The 14,470-nt window shown below is 67.8% G+C and carries 13 protein-coding genes and 1 pseudogene; 8 read left to right on the top strand and 6 right to left on the bottom strand.

Going from position 1 to position 14,470, the window contains the following annotated elements:
* Positions 1-21 precede the first annotated feature (21 nt).
* Together PYR72_RS00260 and PYR72_RS00255 are read right to left on the bottom strand one after the other, a co-directional pair.
* Positions 22-1,113, bottom strand: coding sequence for a hypothetical protein (locus PYR72_RS00260; protein WP_275453234.1), 1,092 nt, complete (start codon positions 1,111-1,113; stop codon positions 22-24).
* 498 nt (positions 1,114-1,611) lie between these two features.
* Positions 1,612-2,595: pseudogene (locus PYR72_RS00255) on the bottom strand (IS1380 family transposase); the annotation flags it as partial.
* Positions 2,596-3,209: 614 nt separating this feature from the next.
* Here PYR72_RS00255 and PYR72_RS00250 point away from each other — a divergent pair.
* The 6 genes from PYR72_RS00250 (at position 3,210) to PYR72_RS00225 (ending at position 8,368) form a co-directional block, all read left to right on the top strand.
* A complete protein-coding gene (locus PYR72_RS00250) occupies positions 3,210-3,893 on the top strand; it encodes a restriction endonuclease (RefSeq protein WP_275460306.1) in 684 nt (227 codons plus the stop codon).
* A 26-nt stretch (positions 3,894-3,919) separates the two neighbouring features.
* Complete coding sequence (locus tag PYR72_RS00245) at positions 3,920-4,612, top strand: restriction endonuclease (RefSeq protein WP_275453233.1); 693 nt, start codon at positions 3,920-3,922, stop codon at positions 4,610-4,612.
* A gap of 730 nt (positions 4,613-5,342) precedes the next feature.
* Positions 5,343-5,633, top strand: coding sequence for a hypothetical protein (locus PYR72_RS00240; RefSeq protein ID WP_275453232.1), 291 nt, complete (start codon positions 5,343-5,345; stop codon positions 5,631-5,633).
* A gap of 285 nt (positions 5,634-5,918) precedes the next feature.
* Positions 5,919-6,839 carry a helix-turn-helix transcriptional regulator gene (locus PYR72_RS00235; protein ID WP_275453231.1) on the top strand — a complete coding sequence of 307 codons (921 nt, stop codon included), beginning with the start codon at positions 5,919-5,921 and terminating at the stop codon, positions 6,837-6,839.
* An 85-nt stretch (positions 6,840-6,924) separates the two neighbouring features.
* On the top strand, positions 6,925-7,347 hold the full coding sequence (locus PYR72_RS00230) for a hypothetical protein (protein ID WP_275453230.1): 423 nt from the start codon (positions 6,925-6,927) through the stop codon (positions 7,345-7,347).
* 238 nt (positions 7,348-7,585) lie between these two features.
* A complete protein-coding gene (locus PYR72_RS00225; RefSeq protein ID WP_275453229.1) occupies positions 7,586-8,368 on the top strand; it encodes an SAM-dependent methyltransferase in 783 nt (260 codons plus the stop codon).
* A gap of 8 nt (positions 8,369-8,376) precedes the next feature.
* Here PYR72_RS00225 and PYR72_RS00220 read toward each other — a convergent pair whose 3' ends face one another.
* Positions 8,377-9,309, bottom strand: coding sequence for a helix-turn-helix transcriptional regulator (locus tag PYR72_RS00220; RefSeq protein ID WP_275453228.1), 933 nt, complete (start codon positions 9,307-9,309; stop codon positions 8,377-8,379).
* A gap of 87 nt (positions 9,310-9,396) precedes the next feature.
* Positions 9,397-9,615, bottom strand: a complete 219-nt coding sequence (locus PYR72_RS00215) for a DUF397 domain-containing protein (protein ID WP_275453227.1) — start codon at positions 9,613-9,615, stop codon at positions 9,397-9,399.
* A gap of 334 nt (positions 9,616-9,949) precedes the next feature.
* Here PYR72_RS00215 and PYR72_RS00210 point away from each other — a divergent pair, with 334 nt between their 5' ends.
* Positions 9,950-10,342: an ATP-binding protein gene (locus PYR72_RS00210; RefSeq protein WP_275453226.1), complete on the top strand. Its 393-nt coding sequence runs from the start codon at positions 9,950-9,952 to the stop codon at positions 10,340-10,342.
* A gap of 196 nt (positions 10,343-10,538) precedes the next feature.
* Entirely contained in the window at positions 10,539-12,800 is a 2,262-nt protein-coding gene (locus tag PYR72_RS00205; RefSeq protein ID WP_275453225.1) for a PQQ-binding-like beta-propeller repeat protein, read from the top strand.
* Between the two features lie 76 nt (positions 12,801-12,876).
* Here the strand turns inward: PYR72_RS00205 and PYR72_RS00200 are convergent, their stop codons facing one another.
* Positions 12,877-13,506, bottom strand: a complete 630-nt coding sequence (locus tag PYR72_RS00200; RefSeq protein WP_343245504.1) for an HNH endonuclease family protein — start codon at positions 13,504-13,506, stop codon at positions 12,877-12,879.
* Positions 13,507-13,767: 261 nt separating this feature from the next.
* Positions 13,768-14,409 (bottom strand): hypothetical protein, encoded by a 642-nt coding sequence (locus PYR72_RS00195; protein WP_275453223.1) that lies wholly within the window; start codon positions 14,407-14,409, stop codon positions 13,768-13,770.
* Positions 14,410-14,470 lie beyond the last annotated feature (61 nt).

Raw genomic sequence — 14,470 nt, 5'->3', positions numbered from 1 at the left:
GAAGGGGTGGCAGGCCCGGGGCTACCGGGCCGGCAGCGCGGGACGAAGACGCAGGACAACGTCCTCGTCCCGCACACCACCGACCCGCAGCGTCACCCGGCTGCCGTCCAGCGGATGCCCCGCGCGCAGACACGCGTAGACGACCGTGGCCGACAGGCCCGGATCCCCGGCCGGGCCCGTGGCGGAAGCCTCGACCACCCGGCCGTCCCGGAGCCCGACCAGACAGACGCCCTGGCGCACGGCCGAGGCCGCGATGAGGCTTCCGGGCAGTTGGGCGAGCGTGCTCCGGATCCAGCGCAGTGCCTCGACCGGGGTCGCCGCACGGCGGCTGCGCACGAGCACCGAGGCGCTCTCGGCCAGCCGCCGGTCGCGCTCCTCGCTCGTACATGCCAGGTGGGTGAAGGATCCCGGCGGGACCGGGCGAGCCTCGTCGAACCCGCAGACGGCAGCCGGGAAACGGGACAGAGAGACGCTGACCTCCTCGCCTTCCTCGGTAACGACCGTGGTCGCCTGCCAGGAGGTGACCGGTGAGAGGGGCGGATCCGTAATCGGCAGCATCAGCGCAGACGGTGGCGGGGAAGCGGGCTCAGCGAGCTTCAGCAGGCGGCAGAGGACAGCACGCAACCGGGCGAGCGCATGTCCCGGCTCGGCGAAAGCCCGATCCGCGACCCTGGCGTAGCGCTGCGGCGGGTGCCCGCGCACGACATCGTCCACCTGCCGCAGCAGGTCCCCGCGTGGATCGAGCCGGGGCGCAACCGCCGCCAGCTCGTGGACGGCCGTCCCGGGCACCGCATCACCGCCGAACGAAGCCAGCAACAGTGGCATACCCGACGATGCCCCGTACAGCGTCACCGAGCCGTGATCGCCCACGAGGACGTCCGCGGCGACGAGCGCGGGCCGCCACGCGTGCACGGCCGGCATCAGGAGCAGCCCCGCGTCCAGGGCGGCGGCGTACAGGGTGCGGATCTGCCACGCCCCGTGGGCCGACCACACATTGGGGTGGATGATCGCGCCGACCCGGTACTCGTCACAGGGCAGCTGCGCGAGCAGACGCGGGAGAAGATCGGGGAGGCGTCCCAGTACCGACGTCGGTCCCCAGGTGGAACTGACCATGACCAGACGCTGGTGTTCCGCCACGCCCAGCGCCTCCCGGTAGGCATCCCTGCGCGGCCGACTTCCGACAAGCTCGTCGAAACACGGTCGAGGTGCCGAAGGGCGATTGCCCGGTTCTGGTGCTGCCGCACGGCGTCGGCTTCCAAAAGTTCGTGCCGGATTCGCGGAGTCCGGGTGAGCGGTTGTCGGGGGCTGTGGCGGATTCTCTGCTGGAGACGGGACGTGCGTGGACGTGCGAGACAGGTTCGTGGATCCGGAACGACGCATAAGCCTCGATCTTTCGTGACGGTCCTGCCGACGTAGTCGGCGGACCGTTTCGCGTTCCGTGGCTATTGGCGGGCAGGCCGGTGGCCCGGCTGACGTGTCGGGCGGGCGCGGAGTTCCACTGCTCCGGAGACGTGGTGCTGCTCGCAGGGACGGGAAAACTACTGGTCAGACTGGGTTGGGCAGATGGTCGATCCGTCCGAGGGCGCTGGTGACGACATGGGCCCAGGGTCAGTGGTGGGCGAGGCGGAGGATCCGGCGGCGGCCGGTGGTGACGAGCTGGCGGGCGGGGCTGAACAGGCGGTGGGGCTCCCAGAGCCGTGCCTGGTCGTTCAGCGCAAGCATCGGCATCCAGGCCAGCAGGTCGAGTGCGATCTGGACGATCTCCAGCCAGACCCTGTTCTGAGCGGTGTCGTGCAGGGGCAGGTCCCTCAGGCCGGTCGCGCGGGCAGCCCGGACGCGGTCCTCGGCCCGTGCCCGCTGGCGGTGGCGGAGTTCGAGGTCGGCGATGGGGCGGCTGGTGGTGTTGCTGGCGAAGCACGTGATCCGCATGCCGTCGGCATCCGTGATCCTCAACCGGGCGCCGAGGGGCGGTCGTTCCTTCCGGACGATCAGCCGCATGCCCTTCGGCCAGCCGTCGAGCATGCTGCTGGTGAGTTCGGCGACCCAGGCCCCGTCGCGGATCTCTCCGTCTGGCTCGACGGCCGGCGTCCATGCCGCGAGCGGCACCGTGAGTACGGCCTGGTGAATTGCGTCGGTGATGGTCATGCCGACCGAATACGACAACCACCGTCCGTGTTTCGTGAGCCAGGCCACGAACTCGTGGGTGCCGCCCGCGGAGTCGGTGCGGATCAGCGTCCGGCGCCCGCGACGATAGGACTTGGGCAGCTGGGCGAGGGACAGTTGGGTGGCCGTGATGTGATCGGCGGCGGTGTTGCTGCCAGCGTTTCCGGGCCTGAGTAGACCGGCCACCGGCTAGCCGGACCCGCCCGTCCCGTGGTCGACGAAGCTCATCAGCGGGTGATGGCCGAAGGTTTTCTTCCAGGTCGCAACCGCGTCTTCCTTGTCGGAGTGCGCGATCACCAAAACGCAGTCCAGGTCCACGGTCACACAACCGGTCGCATCAGGCGCCGACGTGCCAGCCAACTTCTATACATGTTTGCGCACTTGGGAGCAAGCACTGCGGATCGCATCCAGAGCGCGTTGGCCGCCGGCCGCGAACTGATGGAGCCGCAGCCGCAGCCCGAGACAGCAGCCGCGCTGCTGAGCGATCTGGAAGACGCGGAGCGGCGACGGGATGAGCACAGTCCGCATGCCCTGACCGGGGACGACTTCATTGAGTCAATTGTCGATACACTGCTAAATCCTTTTAATCATGCATACCTGCAGTTCGGCAGCGCCTACTCATGGCGCGCAATGCTCTGGCGATGCCGAACTCCGGCTCCGCAGAGCCGTGTCTCCCCAGGTCACGGCACTGCATCAGTCCCGGCGGCATGTCGTGCGTTGCCCTGGCCGGTTCAAAGCGACGGCGGGTGATGATCCATCAGTTTCTGTCAGTGGCGGCTGATAGACCCATCTCAGTGACGGGCTGCGCTGCGGCCCGCATGAGCGTGAGGGGACGCTATGGGGCAGGTGCCGGACGGCTATCACCGGGTACGAGCGCACATCCGCCGTAATCCGGCGGGCAAGGGTTCCAAACGCATGAGCGCCTGGATGATTGCCGGACTGGTTGCCGGAGTCTGGCTGTGGGGGCAGGTGTTCGGGTTCGACGAGGCGGCTTCAGCGCCGCCGGTCGCCCCTCGGCCGTCTGTCTCCGCGACGGCCGGCCGCTGATGGCCCGGCGCCGCTCAGAGATCCGGCGCCCCCGCGGGGCGGCCGAGTGGCTGGCCGCCGCCCTCGTCGCCGTGGCCGCACTGGTCCTGGCGGTCCGGATGACGGTGGCGGCGGGGGAGACGCTGCTCCGCAGCTGGCCGCTCCTGGTGGTTGGGGCCGCGACGGCCGTCGGCGCCGTGGCGTGGCGGGCGCTGCGCACGGCGGCCCAGCGCCGCCGGGCCCAGGAGCGGCTGGCCACGCTGAGGATCACACTGGCGCAGTTCGATGCCATGGACGACGAGCAGTTCGAGTACGCGCTCAGGGATCTGCTGATCCGTGACGGCTGGCAGGCCTGGAAAGTGGGGCAGGGCGGCGACCAGGCCGCGGACGTCATCGGCCAACACCCCCACCACGGACGCATCGTCCTGCAGGCCAAACACACCCGTACCGGCGGCAAGGTGGGATCGTCGGTGATGTACCAGGTCAACGGCACCGCCCGGCCCGTCCACGGCGCCGATCACGCAGTCGTCGTCACCAACGGAGCCCTCACCCGCAACGCCAAGCAATGGGGAGACCGCCACCGCGTCCGCTGGACCGACCGGGACCAGCTGCGCCGCTGGGCCGAGAACGGCATCGCACTGCAGGAACTCCTGCGCCTGCCGGCAGGGCCCCGCCGCACAGCACGCTGGCGCACGGCCGCCTGAAACGCCCATCGGATGAGGGGGATTTGGTGTTCGACGAAGACGGCTCACTCGACCCGTTCTTGAAGTTCCTGCTGTACACGGCTGTGATCCTGGGAGTGGCCAAGACACTGTGGGAGTGGCTGACCGGCGATGTGGCACGGTGGTTCAGCGCCGACCTGTGGAACTGGATCACCCAACACCCGTGGTGGACGGGACTCACCGTCGGCACGGTGCTGCTCTTGACGCTACTGCTCCGCCTGCGCGCCCTGGACGGCGTCACCGTGTATGACGAGCCGTATGAGCAGGTCGAAGATCCCGACCCGGTTGTTTTGACCTACCGGATGAAGGAACTGTCAGCCATGACTCCGGCCGGTTTCGAACAAGCCTGCGCCGAGCTGCTCGCCCGGGACGGATTCAACCGCGCCCTCCGGGTCGGCGGCGCCGGAGACCTCGGCGCCGATGTCGTGGCCTACGACGACGAAGGCCGCAAACTCGTCCTGCAATGCAAGCAGTACGCGCGGCCGGTCGGCTCCAAGGAGATGCAGACGTTCAACGGGACCGCGCGTCCCGAGCACGGCGCGGACCTGGCACTGATGATCGGCCTCAACGGCTTCACCCAGCCGGCCGTCGGCTTCGCCCAGCGCCACGACCTCACCCTCATCGGCCGCCGCGAACTCAAGCGCTGGGCCCACGGCGAACACCTCTACTCCGTCCTCACCCGGCAGAGCACCACCACCTGAAACACTGGGCCAAGAGCAGGCCCCCGCACCACAGGCCTGGGCACCCTGCCGCTGAACTCCAGCTGCAGGGTGCCCAGGAACCCATGGCCACATCCCCCGCACGACGAGGGCGGCCCAACCGATGCGCTCGGTCGCACGACCGTCTCGGCGAGTCGCTGGCGGTCACCAGAACGCATCCAAAGCCCGATCGGTATGGCCGAGGCTCTCGGTGCCCTCTGCGGGGGACGGACGGAGGCCCTTCCAGCAACTCCACAGCCGCCGCATACGCCAGCCCCGCAACTGCCTGACTCACCGCTGAGGACCTGACAGGCCCTACAGCACGCCTTCGACGCCGTGCTGGCCGATCCGGCGGTCAACTTGCTGGCTGGCCAAACCGGATCGGGCGTAACGGCACTCCGGGGACAGCCACAACGCCGTTTTCATCAGAAGCAGCGGGCAGTGCCTGGCATCACTCGATCGAGCGACTTTTGCGAGAGTCGGATGAAAGGTACGCGGGGGACGGACAGGAGCTTCCTCATCTTTGGCGCATAGATAACGGCAAGAGCAATCACCGAATGGTCAGAAGCGGTCGCATCGGCACTCCAAAGGATCCTCAGAGCGTCAACGGGCCGTTGAGCGCTCCGTTTTCACGGATCGGCGATGACGTGGCGGCGATCAGGGCGCGGCTATAGCGTTTTCTTCGCTACATGCGTCGGGACCCCTCTGATCCAGGGGCCCCGACAGATGAACCATGCCCAACGCCTATGCAAGGGAATTGCACATGACTCACTTCCGCCGGTGGCCGATGTGGCCTCGTCCGGCAGCAACAGAAACTAGCATTCCGCTGGTTTTGCTCGCTCAAACCAGCCTGCTGAGTTGTCTGGCTGTGAAAGTGCGCTGGGGAACGGTCGCCATGACGTTCCTGGTGGCCGTCACGGCCGCCTACGGCCCGGTAGTGCCGGAGAACGTCTGGTGGGTCGTGGCGGCCGGCACGGTCGCCGACCGGACGGTTTTCAGCTACCAGCGCTTCCGCCGCCGTTGACGGGCGCGGTGCGGGCGGGGATCCCACCGTCGGGAGACCCGCCCGCACCGCGGTGCTGCCAGGCCCGGGGCGGAAACCCTGCGGGTTTCCGCTCTCCCGGGGTGCCACAGACTCAGCGGATGGGCGGAAAACATGAAGCAGAGCGGAAAGCGCTCGGGGAACAACGAGCGCTACGAGTACGGCACGTGCGGTTTCGCCTTGTGCGGGCGCCGCTTCAGACGACGCAAAGGACCGGGCCGCCCGCGCCGGTACTGCCAGGATGCGTGCCGACGACGGGCCCAGCGGATGCGCAGCCAGCCGCAGGAACCGGAGCCGGAGTCGGCCGTGGTGTATTCCCCGCGCTGGGGGCCGGGCGTCGCCCACCGGCTGCACACCCTGGCCGCAGAACTGGTGGAGGCCGAACACCGCGGCGGTGATTTCGAAGAACTCGCCGGGCGCGCCGCGGCCCTGGGGGCCGAGGTCACCCACTACCTGGGAGCAGCCGTCCACGACGCCAGGGCCCAGGGCGCCAGCTGGAGCGATGTGGCGCAACAGGCCCGGGTCAGCGAGGCGACAGCCCGCGCCAGATGGGGTAGGCAGACGGTGCGACGACAGATGCGCATGCGGGCCGAAAAAGCCGTTGTCACTGCCACGGAGGCCGCTGACGCGGTACCGCCCACCGGAGCGTCGCAGCACCGGCAAAGGCTCGGAGCAGCCCTGTCTTTTCTGCTGCGCGCCCACGACCGTACAGCTCAGGAGGTGGCCCGGGAAGCGGGCGTGTCCCCCTCGGGACTGTCCCGGCTGCTGGCCGGACAGCGCGTTCCCGACTGGCCGACCGTCTTCACCGTGGTGAGCGCGGCCGGCGGCCGACCCGAGGAATTCCGGCTGCTGTGGGAGTGGGCACACGGCCGCCACCCGGCCCCCAAGAGCTCGGCGGCCACCGCCCTGGCCAGGTTCGAAGGCACGCTGCGCGGCCTGCTGTGGGCCGCGGGCCGCACCACCGGCGGTCCGCAGGCAGAGAACCGGAGAACGGAAGGCCGGACACTGGCCGCCGTCCTCGACGGTGATCTTGTCCCCGACTGGGAGACCACCCACCGGATCGTCCGGCACCTGGGCGGAAACCCGGCCCTGGTACGACCGCTGTGGGACGAGGTCCAGTACGCGTTCCTGATCGCGCTCGACTTCTTCCCGACCCAAGGAGTTCCCGGTGCGCGAGAACTCACCTGACCGGACCCTCGCCGGCCGCCGACGGGGCCTGCCCCAGCGCGGGCACAGGGAGGCGGGAAGAACCGGGCCCCCCTCGGAAGTAGCAGTGACACCGGCATCTCACCACGGCAACCCGCAGGTCGAAATCGCCATGCCCGCCGCTTTCACCGCGTTCTGCCAGAGCCACCTGGACATCTACACCCGTTATGCCACCCTGCGGCTGGGCGATGACCGTCAGGCACGGGCCCTGGCGCAGGCCGCGCTGGGCGACCTGGCCATGATGTGGCCCGAGGCGCTGCAGAGCCCGTCCCCCTCCGCCCTGGCCTGGCGGCTGCTTGCCGCCCGGATCGGACGCGCCGCGGCGGACAACCGGGCGCTGTACCGCGTGCTGCCGGCCGTGCAGGCCGACGCGGTGCTGCTGCGCTACCGCCTCGGCCTTCCCGATGACAAGGCAGCCGAGGTCATGGGATGGCAGCCGGGCGAATTCACCTGCCTGCTGAAGACGGCCGTACGGGGCGCAGCCGCCTGAAAACCCGTCGCCAGGGGCCGGCGTCACCGTGCGCCCGCGTACGCCGGCCCTCCGCCGCCCTACCGGCGCAAGCCGAAATGCCTGCAGTTTCACTCCTGCGGGGGCTACACGAAAGCGGCAGTCCGGGTGGATCATGTAACACGTAACTCCTAGCATGGAGTGCCTACTTGACACGTTGTCGCGCAGGGCTTCCTGCGCGGGGCGTGCGGCAGGCGACGGCATGCGGGGGCACGTGCTAATGATCGATGTAAGCCAGGCCAGCGACGCACGCATCTACAACTATCTGCTCGGAGAAACCGACCACTACCGGGCCGACCGTGAAGCCGTCAGACACCTCCTGGAGATCGTCCCCGAAGCCCGGCAACTGGCCCGCACCAACCGTCAGTTCCTGACCAAATCGGTGCGCTACCTCGCCGGGACACGCGGCATCGACCAGTTCCTCGACCACGGCTCAGGCCTGCCCACCGCGCGGGACAACGTCCATCACGTCGCCCGCCGCGCCAACCCCACAGTCCGTGTGGCCTACGTCGACAACGACCCGATAGTGCTGGCACACGCCCGCATGATGCTCGACGGATCCCACACCCTCATCCTCGACGCCGACATGCTCGACACCACAGCCGTCCTCACCGGCAGTGAGCAGGCCGGCGTCCTGAACCGACGTGCGGCGGTGGGTGTGCTGTTCTTCTCCTCCCTGCACTGCACCGCCGACGACCGCGACCCCTGGCAGCGCGTTCACGACCTCATCGACCGGCTGCCCTCGGGCAGCTGTCTCGCGCTGAGCCACCTGGTCAGCGACGATCCCGCCCTGCGTGACGAAGCCTCACAGCTGATGCGCCGTGCCACCGGACATCCGTGGGCCGTTCGGTCGCCCGCCGCGGTCGATCGGTTCTTCGAAGGACTGCGGCCCGTCGGCGGACTGATCGGTGATGTCGGATTCTGGAGGCCCGGTACGGACCTGAGGTTCCCGCGTACCGATCGCACCTGGACCGTCTACGGCGGTGTCGCCCTCAAGCCGTAGGCGGGCACCTATTCGGTCAGATCCCCGATGTAGTGCTGCAGCATGGCGAGCGTCTCCTCACGCGAACTCGCCTTGGCCCACAGGCTGGTCAGCGCCAGCCGGTATCCCTCCACGCCATCGGTGTGCGTCAGATAGCTGCCGCCGTGGCGGACCTCCAGATACACCATGTCCTCCTCCCGGTCGGAGGGAAAGGCGAGGAAGGTGATGGACGGGGCCGGAGCCATGACCTCATCACCTGCACTGAAGGGCAGTACCCGGATGTGGATGTGCTCCGCGTTCTCCTCCAGGCTGTACAGCTCACGCAGCTGCTGACGCATCACCGCCGCCCCGCCGACCGGCCGGGCGAGCACAGCCTCGTCCACCAGCGCGTAGTAGTGCGGAGGGTCAGCGGCGTGCAGCAGCGCCCGGCGCCGCTGGCGCACCAGGACCGTACGCTCCCGCCGCTCCCGCTGCTTCTCACCGTCCTCGGTGTCGATGTCCGGAAAGGCATGCTTCGCCAGGACCCGGGCGTACTCCGGGATCTGCAACAGGCCGGGCACGTACTGCACTTCGTAGGTGCGGATCTCCCGGGCGGCGGTCTCGACGCTGATGAGACGTTCCAGCCAGCCGGGGACCGCGTCGCGGAACTCCTCCCACCACAGCGTCTCCCGTGAGCGGTCGGCGAGCCGGACCAGCGAGTCGAGCTCCGCGACACTGCTGACCCCGTAGAACTGGGCCAGGGCCAGCACCGTGTTCGCCTTGAGCGGGGTGGCGCCGGTCTCGATGCGGCTGAGCGTGGGCACGGAGCCGATCACCCCGGCGCGCACCACATCCACCAGCCGCAAGCCCTTGCCCTTACGTAGCTGGCGCAGGTGGGCCCCCACAACCCGGCCCGCGCCGGCTGGAAGGCTGCCCGGGTCGTCGCCGTCTGGGACAGCCCGAAGGATTTGACCGCCAGACACGCAGACTCCCTAGATCAGCCGCTCGTTCAACTCCAGGGCCAGAGTGGGGATCCTGCCGGTGCGACCGCAAGCCTGGAGCAGCGACTTTCAGTCGGCCAGGTGGTCGAACTCTCCTCCCTTGGCACCGGCGAGCATCGCTAGAATTTCCGAACGCGTGAACACTAAAGCGGGCCCGCCGGGGAATCGCGAGTTGCGTACGGCGGTTCCCCCGTCCGGCAGGGCCGCAAATTCTACACAGTTGCCGCCCTCCGGTGTGCTCGCCGAACTCTTCACCCACTCGATACCGGTGATGGCGTCGGCTGCCACCCCGTTTGCGTACGCTCCCAAGTCTTCGTCCTTTCACCACTGGCGTTGCTGCAGTTCCGCATGGCCGGACCCCGCCCGGGGTCCGAGGGAGCGGGCACAAGGCGGAGTCGCGGACCCGTGAAAATTTCACGGGTGCGTGGAATTCCGTCGATCTTAGAGGGTGATTTTCATGCACGCTGTCCCTCGAAAGGGCGTTCTTTTCCATGTGATCATCCGAAGAAGTGGGAGGTGGACGGCTGTGCGACCGGGTGAGGCTGCACCGGTGGTCAGCTTGGCTGGATTGGCAGGGGTAGCGACTCCTGGCGAAACACGGGCGCTGGACTGGGGCCTGGCCATGGGAGTCTCCGTCGCCAACTTCGCCGCCGCGAAGATCACAGCCAGCGTCGAAGGACTCGCCCACGCACGGGAGTTCACGCGCTACCAGCTCCAGCGCTGGGGCGTGCCCGGAGCCACCGATGACGTGATCAGCGTGATGGCGGAACTTGCCGGCAACGCTCTGCGTCACACGGCCGCCGCCGACGAGGGAACCTGGATGGCTCTGGGCACCAGCCCGCGAACCGTCGTGTGCATCGTGCTCGACCCCAGCCCCGGCAAGCCCGCCCTCCGGCCGGCCGACAACCTGTCCACCGCAGGGCGAGGGCTCAACGTCGTCTCCGCACTTTCCACGGCCTGGGGGTGGAGCCCGCAAGGCCAGGGCAAGGCAGTCTGGGCCCGCGTCCCCCTGTGAGGGTCGAGCGCATGGTGCGGATCGCTACCGCATGCCGAACCCCGGCGACCGGGGCCGAGGGTGCGGCCTTTTCAGCCCGGTCAATGAAACAGCGTTGCTACAGAGTTGATGCGGCGGTGTCTGCGGGGAGGCATCGGCTCCGCTGGTCTTGGATCATGGCGCATCAAAGCAATCAGGGGCACTGCGGAGGTTGTTGATGCCGAGGCTGACAGCGGGGGACCCGGAGTGGGTAGGGCCGTACCGAGTCGTGACACGGCTCGGCACGGGTGGAATGGGCATCGTCTATCTGGGGACCTCGCTCGGCGGACGACAGGTCGCCGTGAAGGTGTTACGTCCAGAACTGTCGCAGGATTCGGCTTTCCGACGCCGATTCGCACGTGAGGTGGCTTCGGCCCGCGCGGTGAGCGGGGTCTTTACCGCCGGCGTGGTCGATGCCGACCCCGAAGGCTCGCCGGCGTGGCTGGCTACGGCCTACGTGTCTGGTTTGTCACTGGGCGAGGCCGTTGCCAAGCACGGGCCTCTGCCGGAAGCGTCGGCGCTCGCGCTAGCGGCAGGCCTTACGGAGGCAATCGGATCAATCCATAGAGCGGGCGTGATCCACCGCGACCTGAAACCGTCGAACGTGTTGCTCGCCGAGGACGGACCGAGAGTGATCGACTTTGGGATCTCCAAAGTCCAGGGAAGCAGCCTGCTGACTCAGGGAAACCAGGTGTTCGGAACCCCTGGTTTCATGTCCCCCGAGCAGTTGCAGGGCCGTCCGGTCGGGTCACCCAGTGATGTCTTCTCCTTGGGCGCCGTTGCAGTCTTCGCGGCGACCGGACACGGTCCGTTCGGGGCGGGAGCGTCTCCAGAACTCGGCTACCGCACTGTGCATGAGCAGCCGGATGTCACAGGTGTACCGACTTGCTTGGTCCACATTGTGGAGCGGTGCCTGGCCAAGGACCCGAGGGAGCGGCCGACGGTAGCGCTCCTGCTGGCCGAACTCGCGGAACTCAATGGGAGCACCCAGGAAGTCACCGAGGTGTTCACCGGCACCGGCTGGCTACCCGAAGCGCTCGCGCACACCCTGCGGCCCCAGGCCTACTCCCTGCAAGTTAACCGCTCCTCCGGCAGTGAGCTGCGATCGCCTGACCCGGAATCCGACGGCTCCGTTCTTGATCGCGGCGATGACAGCCCCCGCCGCAGCCCGGAGACTCCGAGCAGCGCAGCCGTATCGGGCGGAGGCAGCAGAATGTCGCGCCGACGGGCCCTATTCGGTCTCGCGTGCGTCGGCGCTGCAGGCGCCGGTCTCGCCGGGTGGACACTGCTGTCAGACGACTTTCGGCCCGGTCGACAGCGTTGGAGATTCGCGACGGACGGCGCCATCCTGGGGACCCCGACCGAGGCCAATGGATTGGTATACGCGGTCAGCAAGGACAACACGCTGTACGCCGTTGATGCCAACAGCGGCCGTAAGAAGTGGGCGTTCAGCGCCCGCGCAGACAGGTATCCGTCGCCAGCAGTGGCCAACGGAATTCTGTACCTCAGCGACGAGGATCCGCGAGGCAGGGTGTATGCCCTTCGTGCCGCCACCGGAGAACATTTGTGGGATTCTCCCTTGATCTTGTCACGTGCACTTATCGCAGGCGGGTTTGCCTGCCTGGTCACCGGCCAGACGATAACGAAGAATGGAAAGGCCTACAGCATGCTGGAGGTCAAAGACGCGGCAACGGGTGACCAGCACTGGAAATTCCGGGTCGACGACTCCGCTTTCGTAGCAGTTGCCGCTGAGTCCGGCACGGTGTTTGTTGCCGGGGCTAAGAATCTCTACGCACTGGATGCGGCCACTGGCGAGCAGACGTGGAGCGCGCCGGTAGGCGGCCCTGCGGGGCTGACGGTGCGCGCCGTACGCGGCACGGTGTTCGTTCACAGCTCTCGTGGGCTTTACGCTGTCGAGGCGTCCACTGGCCAAGTGCGTTGGGAGTTCACCCATCCAGGGATGATGGACTCGTTCGGTGTCACCACCAGCGGCCATGTGTACGCCTTCACTAAAGAGTCCGACGCTGCCGCCGCTCTGCACGCTCTTGATTTCGCTAGCGGCATTCAGAAATGGCAGTACACGATCAATGATGAAACCGGGGGAGACATCAACCCCCCGATCATCACTCGAGACATGGTCTACGTATCCGGAGCAGAGGAGCACGGAAGAAAGGGCAGCACCTTACGTGCCCTACACCCACGTAAGGGCCAAGAAGAATGGATCTTCACGCACGACGGCAGCATGACCCTGCAGCCGACCGTGACAGCCAACGTGGTGTACCTCGGCAGCGGCGACACCCATTTGTACGCCCTGGATGGCCGCACCGGCCAACAACAGTGGAAATTTAGAACCAGAGGAAATGTCACTCCGCCGTTTGTGAGTGATGGCGTCGCCTATGCCGGCAGCGGAGACGGAAATCTCTACGCCGTGACGGTGTAAGGGCTCCGGGAAACAAGCGGTGCCCTGCCGGCACCGCACGCAACCTCACCCGCCCTCCGACAACGAACCGCAGGACTCAGTACGTTGCCGGTTCGTAGGTGAGGGTGGTGTCCGGGCAGTCGGCGGCGTAGCGCAGCAGGGCCTCGCGCTCGGCCGGATCGACGGCCAGGCCCCACCGCATCTTCGTGGCCACCCACTCGCCGAGGTAGCGGCAGTGCCCGGAGGGGATCGGCATCCATGTGGCGGGGTCCTGGTCGGACTTCTGGCGGTTGGAGCGGGCGCTGACCGCGATCAGGCTGATCTCGGACCCGAGGTCGTTGGCGTAGCGGCGGCGCTTCTCGGTGGTCCAGCCGTAGGCGCCGGAGTCGTGGGCCTCGGCGAGCGGGACCAGGTGGTCGATGTCGATCCGGCCGGGGCCGGAGCCCTCGATGAGGGTGTCGTCGTAGTAGGAGTGCCAGACCCCTCCGGTGAGCGTGCAACTGGCTCCGACCGTCGGTGCCTCGATGGCCTCGGCGATCAGGACGTCCTTGTTGGCGGTGCAGCCGTTCTTGTCGTCGTCCTTCCAGTGCGGGTACAGCTCCCGCTTGTAGCCGGCCCGGACTTCCTCGGCCACCGGCAGCGAGGTGATGCCCGCGGTCAGGGAGATTTCATCGGCCTGGGCCGGAACAGCAGGAGCAAGGACGGCGAAGGCCACGGCCGTAGCCACGGTGGAAAGGCCTCGCCGGAAGTTTTCGATCATGGAGCAGGTTCTACCGGGCGCCGGGCTGCTGCACGAGCCTGGGCCCGGTCGAATCACCCGGTAGGAGGAGGCCGTTCACCGAAGAAACGGCACTCCACCCGCTTCGACCCCTCACTGGTCGAGCCTGCCGGTTGCGGGGATCGGTACGGGCGTCGGCAGGGTGGCAGCGCCCCCGGCGAGGAGGGGTACTCCCGGCCGTGTGAGCGATTGGCCGGACAGCCGGCAGCTTCAGCTGCTGGCCGGCACGGGCTCGGAGTCGGCCTGGGCCGGTGTGGTCGGCTCTTGGGCCTCGGCGGCAGCGGTGTAGTAGACGGAGGAACCCTGCCTGGTGCGCTGGGCCTTGCTCTTGGCCACTAGCCCTTCGAGGGTGGTGCGCACGACGTTGGTCTGGATACGGCGGTCGGGGTGTGTCTGGGTGAGCGCGGTGGCGATCTCGGCTGCGGAGCGTGGTTCGCTCTGTTCGGTGAGGTGCTGACGGATGAGTTCGACGAGGGTGGGCTGCGTCGCCTTGGGGGCCGTGGCCTTGGCAGGGGGCTTTGCCTTTGTCTGCTTGCCGCTCTGGGGGGCTGTGGCCCTCTTGGTACGGGTTCGCTTGCCGGTTGCCGGGGTGGTGGCCTTTTGGCGGGGGAGGGAAGGTGTTGCTGCGGCTTCCTCGGCGGCGGGAGTCGGCTCGGGTGTGAGGATGCCGAGTGCCTGTTGCATGTTCACCAGCACGGTGTGGTCCTGCTGCAGGCTCAGGAGCTGGTCGTTCAAGGCGTCGATCTCCCCGCGGAGACGGTCCTGCTCTTTGGCGTTGTGCTCAAGGTCGGTGGCGACCTGAGTGCCGTACTGCTCCTTAAGGGCGGTCGTTCGGGAGGGTGTCTCGGCCATGGCCGTTCTCCTTTGGGGAAATGACTGTGCTGTTGGCGAGGGATGTTACTCACCCGTTCTG

This window comes from Streptomyces sp. VNUA24, from assembly GCF_029167005.1.
GTDB classification, from domain to species: domain Bacteria; phylum Actinomycetota; class Actinomycetes; order Streptomycetales; family Streptomycetaceae; genus Streptomyces; species Streptomyces scabiei.
This window is presented reverse-complemented; position numbering and strand designations above follow the sequence as displayed.

Excerpts from the sequence above, each read along its gene's own strand:
- PYR72_RS00260 (WP_275453234.1), bottom strand. The coding sequence starts at position 1,113 with ATGGTCAGTTCCACCTGGGGACCGACGTCGGTACTGGGACGCCTCCCC.
- PYR72_RS00250 (WP_275460306.1), top strand. The coding sequence starts at position 3,210 with ATGGCCCGGCGCCGCTCAGAGATCCGGCGCCCCCGCGGGGCGGCCGAG.
- PYR72_RS00240 (WP_275453232.1), top strand. The coding sequence starts at position 5,343 with ATGCCCAACGCCTATGCAAGGGAATTGCACATGACTCACTTCCGCCGG.
- PYR72_RS00235 (WP_275453231.1), top strand. The coding sequence starts at position 5,919 with ATGCGCAGCCAGCCGCAGGAACCGGAGCCGGAGTCGGCCGTGGTGTAT.
- PYR72_RS00225 (WP_275453229.1), top strand. The coding sequence starts at position 7,586 with ATGATCGATGTAAGCCAGGCCAGCGACGCACGCATCTACAACTATCTG.
- PYR72_RS00210 (WP_275453226.1), top strand. The coding sequence starts at position 9,950 with ATGGGAGTCTCCGTCGCCAACTTCGCCGCCGCGAAGATCACAGCCAGC.
- PYR72_RS00205 (WP_275453225.1), top strand. The coding sequence starts at position 10,539 with ATGCCGAGGCTGACAGCGGGGGACCCGGAGTGGGTAGGGCCGTACCGA.
- PYR72_RS00195 (WP_275453223.1), bottom strand. The coding sequence starts at position 14,409 with ATGGCCGAGACACCCTCCCGAACGACCGCCCTTAAGGAGCAGTACGGC.